The organism is Acidocella sp. (genome assembly GCF_052326845.1).
Lineage (GTDB): Bacteria > Pseudomonadota > Alphaproteobacteria > Acetobacterales > Acetobacteraceae > Acidocella.
Genome location: NZ_JBKQJR010000184.1, coordinates 1 through 18,660 on the forward strand (window position 1 = coordinate 1; position 18,660 = coordinate 18,660).

General features: G+C 65.5%; 18 protein-coding genes and 1 pseudogene. 13 read left to right on the forward strand and 6 right to left on the reverse strand.

Going from position 1 to position 18,660, the window contains the following annotated elements; translation table 11 throughout:
- From ACLPJJ_RS12415 to ACLPJJ_RS12475, 13 genes and pseudogenes are all read left to right on the forward strand, one after another.
- On the forward strand, positions 1-594 hold a 594-nt coding region (locus ACLPJJ_RS12415), incomplete at its 5' end, for a WD40 repeat domain-containing protein (protein ID WP_443591287.1).
- Positions 595-681: 87 nt separating this feature from the next.
- Entirely contained in the window at positions 682-1,188 is a 507-nt protein-coding gene (locus tag ACLPJJ_RS12420; protein WP_443591288.1) for an SspB family protein, read from the forward strand.
- A 4-nt stretch (positions 1,189-1,192) separates the two neighbouring features.
- Positions 1,193-2,839 carry a fumarate hydratase gene (locus tag ACLPJJ_RS12425; RefSeq protein WP_443591289.1) on the forward strand — a complete coding sequence of 549 codons (1,647 nt, stop codon included), beginning with the start codon at positions 1,193-1,195 and terminating at the stop codon, positions 2,837-2,839.
- Positions 2,836-3,231 (forward strand): VOC family protein, encoded by a 396-nt coding sequence (locus ACLPJJ_RS12430; RefSeq protein WP_443591290.1) that lies wholly within the window; start codon positions 2,836-2,838, stop codon positions 3,229-3,231. The genes ACLPJJ_RS12425 and ACLPJJ_RS12430 overlap by 4 nt, the downstream gene beginning before the upstream one ends.
- Positions 3,232-3,278: 47 nt before the next feature.
- The gene (gene queA / locus ACLPJJ_RS12435) at positions 3,279-4,301 is read left to right on the forward strand and encodes a tRNA preQ1(34) S-adenosylmethionine ribosyltransferase-isomerase QueA (RefSeq protein WP_443591291.1); all 1,023 of its coding nucleotides are present in this window, start codon (positions 3,279-3,281) and stop codon (positions 4,299-4,301) included.
- Entirely contained in the window at positions 4,298-5,413 is a 1,116-nt protein-coding gene (gene tgt, locus ACLPJJ_RS12440) for a tRNA guanosine(34) transglycosylase Tgt (RefSeq protein WP_443591292.1), read from the forward strand. The genes queA and tgt overlap by 4 nt, the downstream gene beginning before the upstream one ends.
- The gene (gene queF / locus ACLPJJ_RS12445; protein ID WP_443591293.1) at positions 5,410-5,874 is read left to right on the forward strand and encodes a preQ(1) synthase; all 465 of its coding nucleotides are present in this window, start codon (positions 5,410-5,412) and stop codon (positions 5,872-5,874) included. The genes tgt and queF overlap by 4 nt, the downstream gene beginning before the upstream one ends.
- The gene (queG, locus tag ACLPJJ_RS12450; RefSeq protein ID WP_443591294.1) at positions 5,861-6,907 is read left to right on the forward strand and encodes a tRNA epoxyqueuosine(34) reductase QueG; all 1,047 of its coding nucleotides are present in this window, start codon (positions 5,861-5,863) and stop codon (positions 6,905-6,907) included. Before queF ends, queG begins: the two co-directional genes overlap by 14 nt.
- A gap of 157 nt (positions 6,908-7,064) precedes the next feature.
- The gene (locus tag ACLPJJ_RS12455) at positions 7,065-7,580 is read left to right on the forward strand and encodes a hypothetical protein (RefSeq protein ID WP_443591295.1); all 516 of its coding nucleotides are present in this window, start codon (positions 7,065-7,067) and stop codon (positions 7,578-7,580) included.
- Positions 7,559-8,143, forward strand: coding sequence for a DUF5384 family protein (locus ACLPJJ_RS12460; protein ID WP_443591296.1), 585 nt, complete (start codon positions 7,559-7,561; stop codon positions 8,141-8,143). The genes ACLPJJ_RS12455 and ACLPJJ_RS12460 overlap by 22 nt, the downstream gene beginning before the upstream one ends.
- 117 nt (positions 8,144-8,260) lie before the next feature.
- On the forward strand, positions 8,261-9,124 hold the full coding sequence (accD, locus tag ACLPJJ_RS12465; RefSeq protein WP_443591297.1) for an acetyl-CoA carboxylase, carboxyltransferase subunit beta: 864 nt from the start codon (positions 8,261-8,263) through the stop codon (positions 9,122-9,124).
- Positions 9,121-10,404, forward strand: coding sequence for a bifunctional folylpolyglutamate synthase/dihydrofolate synthase (locus ACLPJJ_RS12470; protein WP_443591298.1), 1,284 nt, complete (start codon positions 9,121-9,123; stop codon positions 10,402-10,404). The genes accD and ACLPJJ_RS12470 overlap by 4 nt, the downstream gene beginning before the upstream one ends.
- Positions 10,405-10,485: 81 nt before the next feature.
- Positions 10,486-11,199: pseudogene (locus tag ACLPJJ_RS12475) on the forward strand (metallophosphoesterase); the annotation flags it as partial.
- Between the two features lie 468 nt (positions 11,200-11,667).
- Here the strand turns inward: ACLPJJ_RS12475 and pgmG are convergent.
- The 6 genes from pgmG to ACLPJJ_RS12505 all read right to left on the reverse strand — a co-directional run bounded on the left by pgmG (position 11,668) and on the right by ACLPJJ_RS12505 (position 18,632).
- A complete protein-coding gene (gene pgmG, locus ACLPJJ_RS12480; RefSeq protein ID WP_443591299.1) occupies positions 11,668-13,071 on the reverse strand; it encodes a phosphoglucomutase/phosphomannomutase PgmG in 1,404 nt (467 codons plus the stop codon).
- A 123-nt stretch (positions 13,072-13,194) separates the two neighbouring features.
- Positions 13,195-14,070 carry a UTP--glucose-1-phosphate uridylyltransferase GalU gene (gene galU / locus ACLPJJ_RS12485; RefSeq protein WP_443591300.1) on the reverse strand — a complete coding sequence of 292 codons (876 nt, stop codon included), beginning with the start codon at positions 14,068-14,070 and terminating at the stop codon, positions 13,195-13,197.
- A 100-nt stretch (positions 14,071-14,170) separates the two neighbouring features.
- Positions 14,171-15,157: a protein-L-isoaspartate O-methyltransferase family protein gene (locus ACLPJJ_RS12490; protein WP_443591301.1), complete on the reverse strand. Its 987-nt coding sequence runs from the start codon at positions 15,155-15,157 to the stop codon at positions 14,171-14,173.
- Positions 15,118-17,553 (reverse strand): hypothetical protein, encoded by a 2,436-nt coding sequence (locus ACLPJJ_RS12495; RefSeq protein WP_443591302.1) that lies wholly within the window; start codon positions 17,551-17,553, stop codon positions 15,118-15,120. The genes ACLPJJ_RS12490 and ACLPJJ_RS12495 overlap by 40 nt, the downstream gene beginning before the upstream one ends.
- A gap of 62 nt (positions 17,554-17,615) precedes the next feature.
- A complete protein-coding gene (locus tag ACLPJJ_RS12500) occupies positions 17,616-18,464 on the reverse strand; it encodes an alpha/beta fold hydrolase (protein ID WP_443591303.1) in 849 nt (282 codons plus the stop codon).
- A 42-nt stretch (positions 18,465-18,506) separates the two neighbouring features.
- On the reverse strand, positions 18,507-18,632 hold the full coding sequence (locus ACLPJJ_RS12505; RefSeq protein ID WP_443591304.1) for a Sua5 family C-terminal domain-containing protein: 126 nt from the start codon (positions 18,630-18,632) through the stop codon (positions 18,507-18,509).
- Positions 18,633-18,660 lie beyond the last annotated feature (28 nt).

The following is an 18,660-nucleotide window of genomic DNA, read 5'->3' on the forward strand; positions in this document are numbered from 1 at the left end:
GTGACGATTGCCACGGACGCCATGGCACGGCTCTGGGATGCGGAGAGCGGGGTTCCTTTTGCCGTTCTTCGGGGCCATGAGGACGGCATCGTTGCCATGGCGCTCTCGCCTGATGGCCAAACCCTTCTCACGGCGAGCGTGGACAAGACCGCTCGTCTCTGGGACATCCGCGGCGGCAACCCCCTGATGTCGCTCGTGGGGCACGGCGGCGCCGTGAGACACGTAGCGCTCTCGCCGGACGGTAAGCTTGCCGCCGCGGCCACCGAGGATCGTACGGTGTTCATCTGGAGCATGCAAAACGGTGGCATCCTGGCAACGCTCGCAGGGCACACTGATAGCGTGGCCCTGGTCTCGTTTGCGGCCGACAGCCAGCGCGTCCTCACCGTGAGCGACAAGACGGTACGAGTTTGGAGGACAAGCGACGGGCTCAGCGTCGCTGTCAAGTCTTTCCCTCAAGTAATCTTGGCTGCTGCGTTCTTTCCAGATGGCAAGCGGGTTCTGACTGGAGGCGCGGGTGGTGAGGCGAGAATCTGGGACACCGAGACCGGCAACGTGACCGAACTATCGCGGTGGTCGTGCAGACCGACCTCGTGACGGAAAAGTATTACCGGCACTATGAGCGTGAGGCGCGCTAAGGCATAAGCCGCGCCCAGACAATGCCGCTCCCCGGGAGAGTGTAAAATGACCGATGATGATGTGACCATACCGGATTCGCTGCTGCCCTATGACGAATGGACGCAGGATGCGCTGCGCCAGGTTGTGGTAACCGCTCTGCGACATGTTGCGCATGAGGGGCTGCCCGGCGGGCACCATTTCTATATCAGCTTCAAGACCGCCTATCCCGGCGTGGCCTTGCCTGACCGCCTGCGCGCCCAGTATCCGGACGAGATGACGATCGTGCTGCAGCACCAGTTCCATGGGCTCACCGTGGACGAGACCGACAGCGTCATGTCCGTCGGCCTCTCCTTCTCCGGCATCCCCTCCACCCTCACCATTCCCATCGCCGCCATTACCAGCTTCGCCGATCCGGAAGTGCGCTTTGGCCTGCATTTCGATGTTACTGTGCCCGAGCCGGTGAAGGTGGCGGATATTCCGGCGCCGGAGGGCGATGACGTGCCATCTCGCCCGAATGACGGCCCTGCCGCGGTGGTGAGCCTGGACGCTTTTCGTAAACGGCAGAAAGACTGAAGCCATGAACGTAGTGACGAAGCACAGCGCTGGTTTTGCCTACTCGCCCATGTTCCCGCTCGGCGAGGACACGACGGCGTACCGCAAGCTGGATATCTCCGGCGTCTCCACCATCGAGGTGGACGGCAAGACCGTGCTGAAAGTGACGGCTGAGGCTCTCGAGGAGCTCGCCTTCACCGCTTTCGACGATGTCTCGCACCTGCTCCGCCCTGGGCATCTGCAGCAGCTCGCCAATATCCTGAAGGACCCCGAGGCCAGCGAGAACGACCGCTACGTGGCCATGGAGTTCCTGAAGAACGCCGTGATCTCCGCCAAGGGCGTGCTGCCCATGTGCCAGGACACCGGCACCGCCCTGATCTTCGGCAAGAAGGGCCAGCGCGTGTGGGTGGAAGGCAACGAGGAGGAGGCGTTCTCCTACGGCGTGCACCGCACCTATACCGAGACCAATCTGCGCTACTCGCAGATGGCCCCGGTCTCGATGTTCGAAGAGAAGAACACCGGCAACAACCTGCCGGTCCAGTTCGACATCATGGCCGCCCCCGGCGACTACCACGCCGATGAGTTCCACCTGCAGTTCATGGCCAAGGGCGGCGGCTCGGCCAACAAGACCTATCTGTTCCAGGAAACCCGCGCGACGCTGACGCCGGAGAAGATCTATTCCTTCCTGGAAGCCAAGATCAAAACCCTGGGCACCTCCGCCTGCCCGCCCTACCATCTTTGCATCGTCATCGGCGGCACCTCCGCCGAGCTGAACCTGAAGACGGTGAAGATGGGCTCCACCCGGTATTACGACGCCCTGCCGACCACGGGCGACATGACCGGCCACGCCTTCCGCGACCTGGAGATGGAGCAGAAGGTGCTGGAGATCACCCGCAAGATCGGCATCGGCGCGCAGTTCGGCGGCAAGTATTTCTGCCACGACGTGCGCGTCATCCGCCTGCCGCGCCACGGCGCATCGCTGCCCATCGGCATCGGCGTGTCCTGCTCGGCGGACCGGCAGATCAAGGCCAAGATCACCAAGGACGGCGTGTTCCTGGAGCAGCTGGAGCGCGAGCCGGCCAAGTACCTGCCCGAGATCACCGATGAGCATCTGGGTGGCGAGGTCGTTGCCATCGACCTGAACCGGCCGATGACGGAGATCCTGGCCGAGCTTTCCCAGCACCCGATCAAGACCCGCGTGGCGCTCACCGGCACCATCGTCGTGGCACGCGACATCGCGCATGCCAAGCTGAAGGAACGGCTGGATGCCGGGCAGGGCCTGCCCCAGTACATCAAGGACCACCCGGTATATTACGCCGGCCCGGCCAAGACACCGGAAGGCATGCCCACCGGCAGCTTCGGCCCCACCACCGCCGGGCGCATGGATTCTTACGTGGACCAGTTCCAGGCCGCTGGCGGTTCGCTGGTGATGCTGGCCAAGGGCAACCGCTCCAAGGCCGTCACCGAGGCCTGCCACAAGCATGGCGGGTTCTATCTCGGCTCCATCGGCGGCCCGGCCGCGGTGCTGGCGCAGAACAACATCAAGAAGGTCGAGGTTCTGGAATACCCCGAGCTTGGCATGGAAGCCGTGTGGAAGATCGAGGTGAAGGACTTCCCGGCCTTCATCGTGGTCGACGACAAGGGCAACGACTTCTTCGCCGATCTGGCATGAAGTTCACCGTCGACCGTATCGACCATATCGTGATGGTCTGCCGTGACCTTCAGGCCACGGCAGCCTGGTACCAGCGCGTGCTGGGCATGGAGCGCGAGGAATACGGCGGCAAGAATCGCACGGCGCTGCGCTTCGGCGCGCAGAAGATCAACCTGCACGAGGTCGGCGCCGAGGTGATTCCCCATGCGCAGGAAACCATCCCCGGCACGTTGGACCTCTGCTTCGTCGTCGCCGTGCGGCCAGAGGACGTGGTGGCGCAGCTGCATGCCTGCGGCGTGGCCGTCGAGCGCGGGCCGATCTCGCGCATCGGCGCGCTTGGCGACATCGTGTCCGTCTATTGCCGAGACCCTGACGGCAACCTGATCGAGCTCGCCTCGTATCTGGGGGCGTAATTCATGGGTTCGCACGCAAGGGGGCGAGCCCCCTTGGGGTCAAGACCATGAACCTCTCCGATTTTGACTACCATTTGCCCCCCGAGAGCATTGCCGTGGCCCCCGCGAGGCCGCGGGATTCGGCTCGGCTGCTGCATGTCGGCGCCACGCTGACGGACCACACCGTTCGCGACCTCCCTTCCCTGCTCCGCCCTGGCGATCTGCTGGTGGTGAACGACACCAAGGTGATCCCGGCCCAGCTTGCTGCCATGCGGGGCGCCGCGAAAATCGGCATCACGCTCGACCGCCGCCTCGATAGCGGTTCCTGGCGCGTGCTGCTGCGCAACGCCAAGCGCGTGCGTGCGGGCGATGTGCTGGTCATCGACCCGGAATTCTCCGCCGAGGTGCTGGAGGTTCTGGAAGGCGGCGCGGCCCTGCTGCGCTTCGTGGCGGATAATTTCTACGCCGCCCTGGCGCGCAGCGGGGCTTTGGCGTTACCGCCCTATATCGCCCGGCCCGAGGGCATCACGGCGCAGGATGCGTCGGACTACCAGACCATGTTCGCGGCGCATGAGGGCGCGGTGGCCGCCCCCACGGCGGGGCTGCATTTCACGCCCGAACTGCTAGCGGCCTTGCAGGAGCGCGGGGTGGAAACCACCCGCGTCACCCTGCATGTGGGCGCCGGAACCTTCCTGCCGGTGCGGGTTGAGGATGTCACGCAGCACAAGATGCATGCCGAGCGTGGCTTCGTCACGGCGGAAACGGCGGCGAAGATCAACGCCACGCGCGCAGCGGGCGGGCGGATCATCCCCGTGGGCACCACGGCGCTGCGGCTGATCGAGAGCGCGGCGGGCGAGGGTGGCGCGGTGCATGAGTTCAACGGCGAGACGGATATCTTCATCCTGCCCGGCTACCGCTTCAAGATCGCGGACCTGCTGTTCACCAATTTCCATCTGCCGAAATCCACCCTGCTGATGCTGGTCTCTGCCTTCGCCGGCGTCGAGCGTATCCACACGGCCTACGCGCATGCCATTGCGTCGGGTTACCGGTTCTATTCCTATGGCGATGCCTGTTTGCTGGAGCGCGCATGAGTTTTTCCTTCGACCTTCTGGCCACTGACGGCACCGCCCGCGCCGGCATGCTGCACACCGCGCATGGCGATGTGCCGACCCCGACCTTCATGGCCGTGGGCACCGCCGGCACGGTGAAGGCGATGACCGCCGATGCCGTGCGCGCCACGGGTGCGAAAATCGTGCTCGGCAACACCTATCACCTGATGCTCCGCCCGGGCGCGGAGCGTGTGGCCAAGCTCGGCGGCTTGCACAAGATGATGGACTGGCCTGGGCCGATCCTCACCGACTCAGGCGGGTTTCAGGTGATGTCGCTGGCCAAGCTGCGCAAGATGGACGAAAGCGGCGTGACCTTCCGCTCCCATATCGACGGCACACCCTATCACCTGACGCCTGAGCGCTCGACGGAGATCCAGCATTTGCTGGATTCCACCATCACCATGCAGCTCGACGAATGCACGAAGTTTCCCGCCACGCATCAGGAAGCCGCCGACTCCATGCGCATGTCCACGCGCTGGGCGAAGCGTTCGCGCGATGCTTTCGTGCGGCGGGAAGGCTATGGCCAGTTCGGCATCGTACAAGGCAGCACCTTCCAGGATTTGCGCCGGGAGTCGGCGGATGCTCTGGGGGCGCTGGAGTTCGAGGGCTATGCCATCGGCGGTCTCGCCGTGGGCGAAGGCCAGGAGATGATGTTCGAGGTGCTGGACTACACCGCGCCGATGCTCCCCCAGAACAAGCCGCGCTATCTCATGGGCGTGGGCACGCCGGACGATCTTCTCGGCTCCGTGGCGCGCGGTGTGGACATGTTCGACTGCGTGATGCCCACCCGCGCCGGGCGCACGGCGCGGGCCTTCACGTCCAAGGGCATCTTCAACCTGCGCAATGCCAAGTTCCAGGACGACACGCGCCCGCTGGATGAAAATTGCTCCTGCCTGTGTTGCACGCGCCATACCCGCGCCTATCTGCACCATCTGTTCCGGTGCGAGGAAATGCTGGGGCCGATGCTGCTCACCATGCACAACCTCACTTATTACCAGAGCCTGATGCAGGGCGGGCGGGATGCGATTCTCGCTGGAAACTACACGGAATATTGCGATACGGTACGCGCCGGCTGGGCGGAGGGAACGACATGACCGACGAACGCTATCAAGGATTAACGCAGCTTGGCGCCAGCACCCCGGCCCCCGCCTCGCCCGAGGCGGCCGTGCTGGAGCGCGTCCCCGCCAAAACAGGCGGCAAGAACGCCGTGGTGCGCTTCGTCTGCCCGGAATTCACATCGCTCTGCCCGCTCACCGGCCAGCCGGATTTCGCGCATGTCGTCATCGACTACATCCCCGATGAATGGCTGGTGGAGAGCAAGTCGCTGAAACTGTTCTTCCATTCCTTCCGCAACCATGGCGGCTTCCATGAGGCCTGCACGCTGATGATCGCCGACCGGCTGATCGAGCTGCTGGCGCCGAAATGGCTGCGCATCGGCGCCTATTGGTATCCGCGCGGTGGCATTCCCATCGACGTGTTCTGGCAGACCGGCACACCGCCCGAGGGCGCGTGGATCCCCGACCAGGGCGTGCCGCCTTACCGTGGCCGGGGCTGACCTCAAAGCGCAGATCACCGCGCGCGCCGAAGCCTTGGGCTTCGACGCCATCGGCTTTTGCTCCGCCACCCTGCCGCCCGAAACGCGGCAAAGGCTGAACGCATTCCTCGCCGCCGGGCGCCATGGCGGCATGGGGTGGATGGAAGAGCGGGCGGACCAACGCGCCCATCCCCAGGCGCTATGGCCCGAAGCCGTCAGCGTGATCTCGCTCGGCCTCTCCTACGCGCCGGAGGGCGACGCGCTGGCCAATCTCGCACGGCCGGAGGTTGGCAACATCTCCGTCTACGCCCGCCATCGGGACTACCACGACATCATCAAGGGCAGGCTGAAGCATCTGGCCCAGTACATCGCCACACGGGGCGAGGGTGTGAAGGTCTTCGTGGACACCGCCCCGGTGATGGAAAAACCGCTGGCCGCGCAGGCCGGGCTGGGCTGGCAGGGCAAGCACACCAATCTCGTCTCGCGGACGCATGGCTCCTGGCTATTCCTGGGGGAAATCTTCACCACCCTGGCCCTGGAGCCGGACGCGCCGCACCCCGACCGCTGCGGCTCCTGCACCGCCTGCCAGACAGCCTGCCCCACCGCCGCCTTTCCCGCCCCGTACCAGCTCGATGCGCGACGCTGCATCTCCTACCTCACCATCGAGCATGCGGGGCCGATCCCGGAGGAATTCCGCGCCGCGATGGGCAACCGCATCTATGGCTGCGATGACTGCCTGGCCGTCTGCCCCTGGAACAAATTCGCCCAGGCGGGGCGGGAGCAGAAGCTGGCGGCGCGTGAGGACCTCACCGCGCCGCTGCTGGCCGAACTGGCCACGCTGGACGATGCTGGCTTCCGGCAGAAATTCTCCGGCTCGCCCATCAAGCGCATCGGCCGCAACCGATTCGCCCGCAACGTGGCCATCGCCATCGGCAACAGCGCAGCCCCTGCCCTGCTCCCAACCGCCCAAACCCTGGCCGCGGATGAAGACCCGGTGGTGGCCGAGGCCGGGAAATGGGCGGTGGCGCGGCTCCATTCAGAGCTGGCCCCGTAGCTGGTTCTTAAAGACATTTCCACGGTGGATCAGTCATTTATCCGGGCATTGCGGACCAAAAAAACACCAAAAGTTGTCTTTATCATATGTAAACGAATTGGCTTTATTTACCGCAATACCACTTAGGGGTATTTGCAATGAACTTAAGCCAATTGCAATGAACTTAAACCAACGCAGCGTCGTTATAATTTCGAGCTTCTTGTTGCTTTCCGCCTGTCAGCAGCCTGGCGCCAATCTGGCCGCGAATGTTTATCAGGCTGATCAAGTCAACCAGTCGCAGGACGCCAAGGTCATCAATATCCTGTCCCTTTCGCCGGCCAAAGTCCAGGTCAGCAACGCGCAGAACCAGCAAGCAGCGCAGGTCGCGGGCGGCCTCCTGGGGGCTCTCGCGGGCGGGCTGATCGGCGGCAATGTCAGCGGCGGCACTGTTGGCACCGGGCTTGGCGGCGCGGCCTTGGGTGGCGTTGGCGGCGCGGCGGCTGGCTCGCTCGTACCCTCCACAACGCTGGTCGATGGCGTAACGATTGGCTACAGCGAAGACGGCAACATTCACACATCAACGCAGGTCGGCGAATTGTGCCAGTTCAAGGAAGGTCAGGCGCTCGTGGTCATCACGCAGGCAAATGAGACGCGCGTGCAGCCAAACGCCGAGTGCCCGCCCAAAAGCAGCTAACCCGAACCTTTCAATATTGCACGGTATATCATGAGATATTTTGTTGCAGCCCTGGCCTTTGCCGCGTTCGCCACACCAGCTTTCGCGCAGAGCAGCCAGGACCAAGTGAATGCAGGCATCTCCGCGATGGCGCAGGCTCAGGCCAAAACGAAGCTCAGGCCGAGGCTGAACAGGAAGCCCAGGCAAGCGCCGAAGCCGCCGCCGAGCGCAGGCAGGCCGTTGCCGCCGCCGCCGCCCGGGCCGAGGCCGAAGCCGACAAAAAGCACGATCAGGACTTTCAGGACCAGGAGCGGCAAATGGTTCTGGAACAGCAACAGATCGAACTCGAGAAAGAACAGACTGACGCAAACCGCGAAAACGACATTATCAACGCGCAATTAAAACAGGCAAATGCGCAAGCCGACGTGACCCAATCTCAGGCCGATTCGACCAGAGTCACATCACAGGCGGACGCCACGGCCACGGTCGACCAGGCCCAAGGCGCGCAATCGTTGATGACCGACACCGGCAAGGCAAGTCTAAAGAAAGCCGGAGGTCTTTTGGGCCTAAGCGGCGGGAATTAGCCTCACCTTCCTCAAAGAGCGGGCTGCCCCTGCGGCAGCCCGCCCCCGGACGGTAAACCAGCCCATGATGCGCCATTACCTTCCCTTATCCGCGCAAAACAGCTAATCCCTTCGCCTATGAGCTGGCTTACCGAATTCGTCCGCCCCAAAATCCGCACTTTGCTTGGCCGCAAGGAGGCGCCGGATAATCTCTGGCACCAATGCCCCTCCTGCCAGCAGATGATCTTCCACCGCGAGCTGGAGGCCGCGAAGAAGGTGTGCCCGCATTGCGGCCACCATATGCGCGCCACCGCGACCGAGCGTCTGGCCTGGACCTTCGATGAAGGCCATTACACCAGGATCGACCTGCCCAAGGCCGTGCCGGACCCGCTGAAGTTCCGCGACCAGAAGCGCTATACCGACCGCCTGAAGGAAGCCCGCGACAAGACCAAGCAGGATGACGCCATCCTGGTCGCGCATGGCACTGTCGGCGGCAACAAGGCGGTGGTCGCCGCCATGTCCTTCGAGTTCATGGGCGGCTCCATGGGGTCCGCTGTGGGCGAGGGGCTGGTCGCCGCGTCCAGGCTCGCCGTGCTGCAGCACGCGCCGCTCATCGTCTACACCGCCTCCGGCGGCGCGCGCATGCAAGAAGGCGCGATCAGCCTGATGCAGATGCCCCGCTCCATCATCGCCAGCCAGATGGTGAAGGAAGCCGGGCTCCCCTACATCGTGGTGCTCACCGACCCCACCACCGGCGGCGTCACCGCCTCCTTCGCCATGCTGGGCGATATCCAGATCGCCGAGCCGAACACGCTGATCGGCTTCGCCGGTGCGCGCGTGATCGAGCAGACTGTGCGCGAGAAACTGCCCCCCGGCTTCCAACGGGCGGAATACCTGCACGAGCACGGCATCATCGACATGGTGGTGAAGCGCGGCGACCTGACGGCCACGCTGGCCCGGCTCATCGAGTTCACCACCGCCAGTCAGCGCGCCACCGCTTGACCAACGAGCTGGCCCGCGAGCCGGGCGCCTCGGCCTCCCGGGTGAGGGTCAGCGCGGCACTGGAGCGGCTGCATCAACTCTACCCGAAGCTGATCGACCTGAAGCTCGACCGGCTGCAACGCCTGCTGGGCGATCTCGGCCACCCCGAGCGCAGCCTGCCGCCTGTCATCCACGTGGCGGGCACCAACGGCAAGGGCTCGGTTTGCGCCCTGGCCCGCGCCGTGACCGAGGCCGCGGGCCTGCACGTGCATGTCTTCACCTCGCCGCATCTGGTGCGGTTCAACGAGCGCATCCGCCTGGCGGGCGAGCTGGTAACGGACGACCAGCTGGCCGAAGCGCTGGATGCCATCGAGGCGGTGAACGGCCCGCAACAGATCACCGTGTTCGAGGCCATCACCGCCGCCGCCTTCTGGTTGTTCTCGCGGGTGCCGGCGGATCTCGCCATCGTGGAGGTCGGCCTCGGCGGACGGCTGGACGCGACGAACGTGGTTAACCCCGCCGCCTGCGCCATCACCTCCATTTCGCTCGACCACCAGGATTTCCTGGGCGCGACGCTGGAGATCATCGCAGGCGAAAAGGCGGGGATCATCAAGCCCGGCGTGCCCGTGGTCACCGGCTTCCACCCGCCCGAGGTGCTGGCGCGAATCGCGGCCATCGCGGCGGAGAACCACGCGCCGCTGCTGCGCCGGGGGCATGAGTGGAACGCCGAGCCCACCCCCACCGGCATGGTGTTCGACGGTATCGCTTTGCCGCCCCCCGCCCTGGCCGGGGCGCATCAGGTGGAGAACGCGGGTATCGCCCTCGCCGCCCTGCGCGCCGCCGGATTCGCCATCAGCCCCGATGCCATGGCCAAGGGGCTGCAAAGCACCGAATGGCCCGCCCGGCTGCAACGCCTGCGCGGCGCGCTGGCAGCACTACTGCCCGAGGGCTCCGAACTCTGGCTGGACGGCGCGCATAACCCCGGTGGCGCGGAAATCCTCGCCGCGCAGCTCGCCGCCTGGGAAGGACCGACAACACTCATCCTCGGCATGAAGCAGTCCAAGGACGTCGCCAAGGTGCTGCGCATCCTCATCCCCCATGCGGCTGCGGTGTATGCCGTGGCGGAGCCCGAGCAGCATCTGGCCCTGCCCGTGGAGGCCATCATCGAGGCTTCTGACGGCATCGCCAAGCCGGGGCCGGATATACGCGGGGCGCTGGCGCAGATCACCGCCCCCACCCGCGTGCTGATCTGCGGCAGCCTGTATCTCGCCGGTGAGGTTTTGAAGCTGGACGCCGCCTGAACCCCTTGTTTTGTCTCTGAACTGTCGCAGACAACAGGGGGCTGCTTTGTTATCCGGCCGCTTAGAACAAGGGAGCCGATCATGAAGCTGACACGCCGCGAATTCGTCTCCTCCACCGCCATTCTCGGCGCCGGGGCCGCGCTCTGCCCCCCGGCCAAGGCTGGGGAAAAGGCCCTGCCCTTCGTCCTGGTGGGCGATTGGGGCCGCAACGGGCATGACAACCAGCGCAACGTGGCTGCACAGATGGGCAAAACCGCCTCTGCCATCGGCAGCCGCTTCACCGTCTCGGTCGGCGATAATTTCTACGAGAACGGCGTTACTTCGGTGGATGACGCGGAGTGGGAAAGCTCCTTCGAGCAGGTCTACACCGCCGACGCGCTGCAGACGCCTTGGAAGGTGATCCTCGGCAACCACGACTATCGCGGCAACGTGCAGGCGCAGCTCGACTATTCCGCCCGCTCCCATCGCTGGCAGCTCCCGGCGCGCTACTACACCGAGACCGCCGCCCTGCCGGACGGCGCGAAGGCGGCGATTTATTACCTCGACACCTCGCCCTTCATCAAAAAATACTACGGCTCCAAGGTCCGCGTGGATGGCCAGGACAGCCAGGCCCAGCTCGACTGGCTGGACGCGCAGCTCGCCGCCTCCAGGGCCGAGTGGAACATCGTGATCGGCCACCACCCGGTTTACACCGCCCTCGATGACAGCGATGGCGAGGACCACGACCAACCGGACCTCGTCGCCCGCCTGAACCCAATTCTCGCCAAGCATAACGTACCGGTCTACATCGCCGGGCACGACCACACGCTGCAATCGGTGAAGATGGACAATATCACCTACGTCGTCACCGGCGCGGGCTCACAGACCTACGCGCCCAAGGCGGCCATCCGTGGCGGCTTCGCCTCCGGTTCGCACGGCTTCATGGTCGCCAAACTCTCAGGTTCCCGGTTCGACTACAGCCTCGTCGATGAGCACGGCAACGCCCTGTTCTCGCAGTCAATCCTGCGGGTCTGCGGGCACGGCAACGCAAAGCATCGCCTTGGGGGACGCTGTCCCCCAAGCCCCCTGCCAGGAACCGAGTTCCTGGACCTCAATAATTCGGATAAAAAAAAGGGGCTCCACAAGGGAGCCCTTTTTTTCATCCGGGAAGGGATCCAAGGGATCGAGGCGACCGTGGCCGAAGGCCGCGTAAGCGCCGAGATCGGCCCTTGGCGGGGGGGCGGGGGCGGAGCCCCTGAGGCATCGCCCTGCGCGCCGCGCTCCTCAGTGGCCGGCGTTGGTGGCGGAGAAATCCGGGGCCAGGCCCGAGGCGGCGAGCTGGCCAGCCAGGGCGGCCTTGAGACGGGAGAGACCTGCCTCGGAGGTGCTTTCCGCGCGGGCAACCAGCACCGCCTGGGTGTTGGAGGCGCGCAGCAGCCACCAGCCATCCTCAGTGTTCACGCGCACGCCATCGGTATCAGCGACTTTTTCACCCGCCGCTTTCAGGCGCTCGGCCACCTCGGCCACCACGGCAAACTTCCGGTCCTCGGTGCAGTCGAAGCGCAGCTCCGGGGTGTTCACCACTTCGGGCAGGCTGGCGCGGAACTCGCCCACAGTCTCCGGCATGCGGGCGATGACGCCGAGGATGCGCACGGCGGCGTAGAGCGCGTCGTCGAACCCGTACCATTTGTCGTTATAGAAGATATGGCCTGACATCTCGCCCGCGAGCGGGGAGCCCAGCTCCGCCATCTTGGACTTGATGAGCGAATGCCCGGTCTTCCACATCAGCGGCGTGCCGCCAGCCTTGGCCACTTCGTCGAACAGCACCTGGCTCGCCTTTACATCGGCGATGATGGTAGCGCCCGGGTGCTCGCGCAGCACGTCACGCGCCATCAGGATCAGGAACTGGTCGCCGAACAGGATATGCCCCTCGTTATCGACCAGGCCGATGCGGTCCGCGTCACCATCGAAGGCGATGCCGACATCGGCCCCTTCCTTTTTCACGGCGTCGATCAGCTGTTCCAGGTTCTTCGGCACGGTCGGGTCCGGGTGATGCGCCGGGAAGGTGCCGTCGATCTTGGCGTTCAGCAGCTTGTGCTCGCCGGGCAGCTGCTCGACCAGCTTCACCAGCACGTCGCCCGCGGCGCCGTTGCCGTTATCCCACACCACCTTCAGCTTGCGCTCGCCGTCCCAGTCCTTGAGCATGCGGGCGACGTAAGCCTCGGAGACATCCTTCTCCACCACGCTGCCCTGGGTCTCGGGGACAACCTGCCCAGCCTCGGCGCGCGCGCCGAGGGTCTGGATATCCTTGCCAAAGAACGGCTTGTTCTTCAGCATCATCTTGAAGCCGTTATAGTTGGGCGGGTTGTGGCTGCCGGTCACCATCACCGCGCCGTCGGCCGGCTCGGCGAAGGAGGCGTAATACAGCATCGGCGTCGGCCCCTGGCCGACATCGATGACCTCTGCCCCGCTCGCCATCAGCCCCTTGATCAGCGCTGCCGCCAGCGCGGGGGAGGAGAGCCGGCCGTCACGCCCAACGGCTACCTTGCGGCCACCCGCCTCGGCGACCATGGAGCCGAACACCCGGCCAATGGCGAAAGCATCGGCCTCGGTCAACGTCTCGCCGACAATGCCGCGAATATCGTACTCGCGCAGCGAGCTGGCGTGGAATTTATGCGAAAAAGTCATGCATGCCTCGTGCTGTGCTGTTCATGTGCCGGGCGGCGTTGTGGCGGCGGTTTGCGGCCGATTTCAGGCCGTCCCTGGCCGGAAAAACGGCGGGCCCGCCGGCAAGGCGAGCCCGTCATTTTCTCAGGCGTTGACGTAGTTCTTGAGGAACTCGCGCACCGAGGGGGCGAGATCCGGGCGGGCCAGGGAGAAAGCGATCTGCGCCTCCAGGAAGCCGATCTTGTCACCGCAGTCGAAGCGCTTGCCCTCGAATTTGAGGCCGTGGAACGGCGCGTGGCCGATCATCTTGGCCATGGCATCGGTCAGCTGCACCTCGTTGCCAGCCCCCGCCTCCATGCGGGAGAGATAGGTGATCACCTCCGGCAGCAGGATGTAGCGGCCGATGACGGAGAGGTTGGAGGGCGCCTTCTCAGGCGCGGGCTTCTCGACGAGGCCAGTGACTTCCACGCGGTCTCCATGGGTCTCACCCACCTTCAGGATACCGTAGCGGCTGGTGTGCTCCTTCGGCACCTCAGAGACGGCCACCACATTGCCACCGGTCTCGTTATACACTTTCACCAGCTGCGCGGTGCATGGCGTCTGGCTCAGCACCAGGTCGTCCGGCAGCAGGATGGCGAAGGGGTCGTCGCCGATGAAGGTGCGGGCGCACCAGATGGCATGGCCCAGCCCCAGCGGCACCTGCTGGCGCACGGTGGAGATGGCGCCTGGCGGCATCGTCTCCTCGCGCAGCAACTCCAGCGCCTCACGCTTGTTGCGCTCCGCCAGCGTCGCCTCCAGCTCAAAGGCAATGTCGAAATGGTCGATCAGCGCGGTCTTGCCGCGGCCGGTGACCATACAGAACTGGTCGATGCCCGCGGCGCGAGCCTCATCGACGGCGTACTGGATCAGCGGCTTGTCAACGACCGGCAGCATCTCCTTGGGCATGGCCTTGGTGGCGGGCAAGAAGCGGGTGCCCAGACCAGCAACGGGGAGCACGGCCTTACGCAATGGTTTTACCAAGAATTCCTCCTTGTTGGGCGATCGTACTATTCAGTGCCACGCCGGGCAAAGGTAGGCAAGCCGATGACTTCCCTGTAATACGCTTCAGATCTGTGATAATTCAGGTCGGTTTGACCTGGGCCTGACCGGCCGGGACCTTCATCATGGTCCCGGTCATCGGAATGAAGAAGCATCCCATATCACGGCGGGAATGGATCTTCCCTGCGGCATCTTTGTGGTAAACATAGAAAACCTGCCCCTGCTTGAAGGGCTGCCCGATGGGGATGATCATCCGTCCGCCGGGCTTGAGCTGCTCGAACAGCGCGGGCGGAGCGTACTGGGCAGCGCAGGTGACGATGATGACATCGAACCCGCCCTGCACTTCAGGCCAGCCATAGTAACCGTCCCCAACCCGGGTGGTGACGTTATCATAGCCGAGCGGCGCAAAAATCTTCTGCACCGCCTCGCCCAGCGGCTGGATGATCTCGATGGAATAGGCGTGGCTGACGATGCGCGACAGCAGCGAGGACTGGAAGCCCGAGCCGGTGCCGACCTCCAGCGAAATATCGCCCGGCTTCGGCGCGATGACCTGCGTCATGTAGGCCTGGCCCAGATAGTCCGAGAGGGCCGAGCCGTAGCCGAGCGCCCAGGGCTTGGGCGGCATGTCATAGGCATCGCCGCAGGTGGAGCGGCGCTCCTGGTAATTGTAGTGGTAATACTCACGCGGCAGGGCCTCGAACGCCGCCAGCACCAGCGGGTCCGGCTTGCCCAGCCGCTGGGTCAGGTAATCGGCGATCGCCTTCATCGCCGCGGGCTTGCGCGCCTGGATGGCGGTGAACTGCTCGTCGGTGAGCGAAACCGGGCGGCCGGAGGCGGCCATCGCCGCCTCGAACGCGGCCCTGTCCCAGGGCTTGCCGTTCGGCGTGGGCGGTGTGGGCAGCACCGGGGCCGCAACCGCAGGCGCCGGGACCGGGCTGGCCGCCGGGGCGGCAGGGGCGATGGCGGGAGCGGGCGGCGTGGCGCTGTCAGCAAAGGCGGGGGCGGCGGCGCAGGCGGCCAGCCCCGCGATCAATCCACGGCGGCTGAGCGTTTCAGAGATGGAATCCAAGCAATCTGTCCTTCAAGCGCGGGATAGCTGAGCGCGGCGATAGTGTACAGTAGAACAGCACCGCCTAAAACCGCATGCAAGCCTATAGTGCGCAGCAGCAAATTGGCAAAGGGGGTGGCCACGACCGAGAAGGCGCCGTTCAACCCCCAGGCCCAGGGCAGGAAGAACTCGCCCCGCAGCTGGCGCAGCCCGAGCGGAAAGGGCAGCCCCATGGCGAAGCTGACCGGCGCCAGGATCAGCACGATCAGCGCCACCCGCAGCCAACTGGGCAGCGCGCCGCCGGCCAGTGCCGCCGGGCCGGAGAACCAGAGCATCGCCACGCCCCATAGCGCCACGGTCAGCCAGGCAAGGCGCATCGCGCTGGCGGCGGAGGTAATGCGGCTGGAGACAAAGCTGCCCAGCCCGGAGAAGACCAGCATGGCCCCAAGCACCAGGGAGAAGCCCATGGCCCGGTCGTCGAGCGCCAGACTGGCGCGCTCGATGGCGAACAGCTCCAGGAACAGGAAACCCAGGGCCAAAGCGGAAAAATACACCGCCGGGCGCAGCACCGGGTGCCTTTGGCGCTCCCGCCGGGGGGCGGCCAGCGGCACCAGCAATACCAGCGCGGCGATCACCACAGCCTGGGCCAGCACGGCCAGGTTCACCAGCGCGCCGATCTCGGCCTGGGGCAAAATCTGCAGCCGGGCCAGCAGCAGCTGAAGTTGGTTGAGGCGCAGAATGGCATAGAAGGCCGGGCGGTCATCGGTAACCGGGCGCAGATCGAAGGCGCTGGCGGAGGGCGTCACCTGTCCCGCGAGGATGCCCGGCGCCTCGTCGGCCAGCGAGTCGTCATCGCCCTGCGCCGCCATGGTGCCCGTATCGAAGGACACGGCTGGAAGGTCGTTATAGAGGTTGGAGCGGGCCGCCACGGCATCGAACCCCTGGTAGTAGGAGACATCGAAGGAGCGGTCGTCGCACCATTTGGCGGCGGCGGCGATGTCCGCGGCGGAGAACGGCGTGGGGCTGGCCAGCAGCCTGGCATTCCAGGCCGAGCGGTAGAGGAAGAGATGCGCCCCCGGGTCCGCCACGCCGCGCAGGACCAGGGCCTCACGCATGGTGGCAAGCAGCCGCAGCGCATAGGCAGGGAAGTCCTGAATGGAGATGGGTACCGAGAGGACACCGTTGGGGCTCAGCACCGCGAGGTCGGCGGCGAAGGCCTCGGCCGAGAAGGCATAGACATTGGCCGGGGCTTCGTCGAGGAAATCGGCCGAGATGTCGATGACATCGTACCCCGCACCCGGCGAGACCACGGCGCGAGGATTGTCATTGAAAATTCTCAAACCAGGGACAGCCGAAACCGGCGGCGAGCCGTCCAACCCCTGGCGCAGGGCACGGTAGAGCACCGGGTCCGGCTCCAGCGCGGTGAGTGGCGCGGCGCCCAGCGCCAGTGTCTCGGCGATTCGCATGCCGCCCGAGGCGCCGATGAGCAGTGTGCGGGGGTGCGGGCGCAGCGTGTAGGGCAGCGCATCCAGCGCGCCGGGGGCGTAGCCGGTCTGCGCCCCGCCGGGCATGGGCAGGGAGGCGATGCGTGCGCCGTCGCGGTACAGGCCGTAGCTGCGCGGCGGGCTGGGATAGCCCATCATGCCGGAATTGTTGGAGATGTCGGTGTTCACCCGCTCGGTGAAATCGTCGAGCAGCATGTACTCGCCACGCGGGCTATGCACGGTGGCGAGTACGCGCGCACCGGGCGTGTGCAGCGGCGGGTAGATGGGCTTGTACTGGCTGATGGCGGCTTGCGGGCCGAGGGCTAGCAGCAACTCAGCGGCGAGCAGCGCGGCCAGCGCCCCCAGCCCCGCGCGCTTGCGATAGCGCGCCGCCCCAAGCGCGGCCAGCGCCAGCAGCGGCAGCAGGCAGGGAATGAGCGCGAAGGGCGAGACCAGGAACATCAGCCCCAGCACCAGCACCGAGCCAAGCCCGGCGCCGAACAGGTCCGACGCGTAGACCGCGCCGATGCGCTGCGCATTGGTGGCGAAGGAGAGCGAAATGTACAGCCCGGCCAGAAAGAAGAACGGCAGCAGCGCCGCGTAATACAAAGCGATGAGCACGAGCTGCGGCGCGTAGGTGTCAGGGTTCTGCAGCGCCAGCGGGTTGAACGGGTTGACGATGACGCCGCAATAGCCGAGCGCCGCGCTGAGCGTGAGCATGGCCGGCAGGGCGGCGAACAGCGCCTCGGCATGGCGCTGAAACACGCCGCGCCCGAGCGCCAGCACCACGCCGGACAGCGCGAACCCGACCATGACGATGGAGATGACCCAGTAGCCGTAGTCCGACCAGTTGGCCACGGCGAAGTAGCGTGTCAGCGCCGTCTCCATGCCGACAGCGGTGGCGGAGACCAGGAGCAGCGGCCAGAATTTCAATTTATTTGGCGCGCGGTGCCAGCCGCCCTGCGGCGATAAAATATTCCCTTGGTTGGCTGGCATCATAAACCGACTTTGTCATCCAGGAATTGTTGCATCAGCGCGTCGAAGTGGTCAGCCTCGTCGACGAACAGCGCATGGCCTGCTTTCGGGAATATCGCAATAGAGGTGTTGGGCCGGTCGATGAGCAGATTCTGGGCCTGCCCTTCCAGGCGCGGGCGCACGGCGTAGAGCACCGGCACATCGGTGGAGAGGATCGCCTCCTTCCAATAGCTGCGCGGCACGGGGTAGCGCCGCAATTCGTCGGCCTGAGCCTGAGGGACGCGCAGGCAGGAGGCGGTCAGGCGGTCGAGATAATCCCGCGCCGGGCAGGAGCGGAACATGCCCGCGACAAAGTCGTACATCTTCTCATCACGGTTCCTTGGCGGCGGCACGGGCTGGCCGGGTGGATCAGGCACGGGCGTGGGCGGCGGGTTCTCGCCCACGGAATTGTCGATCAGCACCAGCCCGGCCAGCTTGTCGCTGCCGCCCTGGTGGATCCAGGCCAGCGTGTCCAGCACGCCGAGCGACCAGCCGATGACCACCACCTTGCCCGGCAGCAAGTCCACGAGCTCGCCCAGATCCTCGCCGCGCCGGTCCTGATTGTAGCCGGTGGCGGTGATTTCCGAGCTACCCTGGCCGCGCGGGTCGAACAGCACGACGCGATATTTGGGCGAGAAGGCTTTTAGCTGCGGCGCAAAAATCCAGCCCGGCATGGTCCAGCCGGGCACGAAGACCAGGAAGGGCGCGCCGGCCGGGCCGGTTTCCGTATAGTGCAGCCGCGCGCCGTCCGATGCAGTGAAATAGTAATCCGCCGCCCGCGCCGGGGCGGAGAATAGCAGGCAGAACAAAGCGAGTAGCCAGGGCCGCATGGCGTATTTGCCTCCGCCGGCGGCGCCGCTGTCAAATTAATTTCAGCGGGGTGCGGCGGCGCGGGCGAGCCGGTCGTTAATGGCAAGCCCCAGCCCGGCGGCGGGGATGGGCTGTGCTGCGATGCGCTTCAGCCCCAGCGCGGAGGCGCGGGCGTCCAATTCGTGCATCCCGGGCCTGGCCGGCAAGCCCGCGGCC

What these genes read in the sequence shown, in the direction of transcription:
- ACLPJJ_RS12420 (WP_443591288.1), top strand. Translation starts at nt 682, where the DNA reads ATGACCGATGATGATGTGACCATACCGGATTCGCTGCTGCCCTATGAC.
- ACLPJJ_RS12500 (WP_443591303.1), bottom strand. Translation starts at nt 18,464, where the DNA reads ATGCGGCCCTGGCTACTCGCTTTGTTCTGCCTGCTATTCTCCGCCCCG.
- queA (WP_443591291.1), top strand. Translation starts at nt 3,279, where the DNA reads ATGAACCTCTCCGATTTTGACTACCATTTGCCCCCCGAGAGCATTGCC.
- ACLPJJ_RS12505 (WP_443591304.1), bottom strand. Translation starts at nt 18,632, where the DNA reads ATGCACGAATTGGACGCCCGCGCCTCCGCGCTGGGGCTGAAGCGCATC.
- accD (WP_443591297.1), top strand. Translation starts at nt 8,261, where the DNA reads ATGAGCTGGCTTACCGAATTCGTCCGCCCCAAAATCCGCACTTTGCTT.
- ACLPJJ_RS12455 (WP_443591295.1), top strand. Translation starts at nt 7,065, where the DNA reads ATGAACTTAAACCAACGCAGCGTCGTTATAATTTCGAGCTTCTTGTTG.
- ACLPJJ_RS12425 (WP_443591289.1), top strand. Translation starts at nt 1,193, where the DNA reads ATGAACGTAGTGACGAAGCACAGCGCTGGTTTTGCCTACTCGCCCATG.
- queF (WP_443591293.1), top strand. Translation starts at nt 5,410, where the DNA reads ATGACCGACGAACGCTATCAAGGATTAACGCAGCTTGGCGCCAGCACC.
- pgmG (WP_443591299.1), bottom strand. Translation starts at nt 13,071, where the DNA reads ATGACTTTTTCGCATAAATTCCACGCCAGCTCGCTGCGCGAGTACGAT.
- ACLPJJ_RS12430 (WP_443591290.1), top strand. Translation starts at nt 2,836, where the DNA reads ATGAAGTTCACCGTCGACCGTATCGACCATATCGTGATGGTCTGCCGT.
- tgt (WP_443591292.1), top strand. Translation starts at nt 4,298, where the DNA reads ATGAGTTTTTCCTTCGACCTTCTGGCCACTGACGGCACCGCCCGCGCC.